Annotated in this window: 1 protein-coding gene; it reads right to left on the reverse strand. The window is 63.2% G+C overall.

Annotated features, from left to right (window positions below):
• Nucleotides 1–62: 62 nt before the first annotated feature.
• Nucleotides 63–1,262: a DDE-type integrase/transposase/recombinase gene (locus tag ACQR3T_RS28610; protein ID WP_428695803.1), complete on the reverse strand. Its 1,200-nt coding sequence runs from the start codon at nt 1,260–1,262 to the stop codon at nt 63–65.
• Nucleotides 1,263–1,365: the final 103 nt, after the last annotated feature.

The raw sequence follows: 1,365 nt of genomic DNA on the forward strand, positions 1-1,365 counted from the left end.
GCTACGTGTGCTGTCTTGATGCATGTGGGACACGGGTGTCTCGATACATGTGGGACACGATTCTAGGCTGCGGGGCGGTGGAGTTGTCCTTGGTAGCGCTTGTCGATGTTGAGGTGCAGGTGGCCGAGGACTTCTCCGCTGGCCTTGTAGGCGGTGACGTGGTTGCCGTCACGTAGGACGGTCACGCGGGTGTAGGCGTGGGGTCGTCCGACGGAGATCGTGTGGTCGCCGACGGCGATCACGCCGGAGTCGGAGACGCGATGGGTGCCGACGGAGGCGTCGACCTGGGCGGGTAAATGCTGCGGGCCGCCGAGGGTCGCAGCTTGGTTCCAGGCCTGATCAGGAGGCATGTTCACGGCACTGTGGCGGCGGTCGGTGTTGTAGAACTTCTGGTATCGGTTGCACGATGTCTGTAGTTGAGCGGTAGTGACGGGCCGGGCGGGTTGGTCGGTGAGCCACTCTTTGAAGGTGCGGTGGTGGCGTTCGACTTTGCCGTTGGTCTGTGGGTGGTACGGGCTCGAGTGGATGAGGCGGGCACCGGAATCGGTGACGAATGCACCGAACTTCGAGCGGCCCTTCGATGCGGTTGCGCAGAACGCCATTCCGTTGTCGGACAACACTATTGCGGGAACACCATAGTCGGCGAACGCTTTGCCTATGGCGGCGATGGCACCGGCGGTGGTCTCGGCGTGGCAGACGTAGGTCGCGACGAGGGTGCGGGTGCAGTCGTCGAGAACCTCGAAGACAGTGGCTTTGCCGCCGCCGGCGAGCACGACTTCGGTGGCGTCGATCTGATAGCAGTCGCGGGGTCGGGCGTATTGGAATCGGCGGTAGGACGACTTCGGTCGTTTCTTCGGCTCCGGTGTCACCAGGCCGTGGCGGGTGAGGATGTTGTTGATGGTGGATCTGGCTGGAATCTTCCAGTCTTTGACTGACCAATCATGTTCTGCGGCAAGCTTTTTCAGCTCGTAGCGGATGTTGTCGGCACCGTTTTCGCGGCCCAGTTTCCTCCGTAGCGCGATGATGTGGGCTTCGACAGTGTCGGGGGTGCGTGCCGGGCTCGAGCGGGGCCGGCGGGAGTCGAGCTCCCACCGGCCCCGTTCTCGGATCCGGGCGGCGTGACGGTTGGCGGTACTGCGGGAGAGCCCGTGATCGGCGCAGAAGCCTGACAGGCCTCGGGCGTCGAAGACCTCAGCTCCCTCGATGATCCATGCGGTCAAGGTGGCGTCGAGCAGGTTCATCCGGGCATCCGTTCTGGCCATGGATTACTCCATAGCCGGTCACAGTGCCCCGCAGCATCACCACAGCCCGTGTGTCACATGTCCCTGGACATCTCGTGTCTCATATGTCCCCGGACTGAACACG

Origin of the sequence: Rhodococcus sp. IEGM1428 (genome assembly GCF_050321865.1) — a bacterium.
Taxonomy (GTDB): Bacteria; Actinomycetota; Actinomycetes; order Mycobacteriales; family Mycobacteriaceae; genus Rhodococcoides.